Below are 652 nucleotides of genomic sequence, written 5' to 3'. Positions count from 1 at the left end.
TTGAGCGGCTTTGTTGCACAAAGATTTGAAATGCAAAGCGCCCCTAATTGAGCCAAATTTAAGGCGTAACTTGGGTAAGTGGTCGACCTAATTCCGTAAATCTGTTAAGGACTGCTACACGTGCATGGATCTCATTCACCTGACTAGGAAAGCTTCTTGCACTGAGTTTATCGCCTAATAATTTGATGCAATGCATCTTGGTTTCCACCAAACTTCGCCGATGATAGCCTGACCATTTTTTCCATAATGTCCTGCCTAAACGTTTAACTGTTCGAAGTAATTCATTTCGCTCTAGCGAGCTACTCGTTCTATCTTTCCATGGTTTCGCATTTTTTCTAGGTGGAATCACCGCATGCGCTTGCCGATCTGCAATGACCTGACGGCATTGCTTGGTGTCATAAGCTCCATCGGTATAAACAGAGTCAATCTGCTCATCTTGTGGAATCTGATTAAGTAAATCACCAAGCACCTGTGAATCACTGACATTATTGGTTGTGAGCTGAATAGCGCGTATTTGTAGGGTTTTGGCATCTATACCAATATGTAGTTTACGCCATTGGCGACGATATTCAGCTCCATGTTTCTTGCGTTTCCATTCGCCCTCACCTAGAAACTTCATGCCTGTAGAGTCTACGAGTAGATGCAGCCCATC

At 43.7% G+C, this 652-nt stretch carries 1 pseudogene; it reads right to left on the bottom strand.

The window, feature by feature from the left end:
* Positions 1 to 58: 58 nt before the first annotated feature.
* A pseudogene (locus GW12_RS00505) lies at positions 59 to 652 on the bottom strand (IS5-like element IS17 family transposase); the annotation flags it as partial.

It is taken from the genome of Acinetobacter sp. HR7, assembly GCF_000773685.1.
Lineage (GTDB): Bacteria > Pseudomonadota > Gammaproteobacteria > Pseudomonadales > Moraxellaceae > Acinetobacter > Acinetobacter thermotolerans.
The sequence above is the reverse complement of the archived record's forward strand: the minus strand, read 5'-3'. Positions and strand labels throughout refer to the sequence as shown.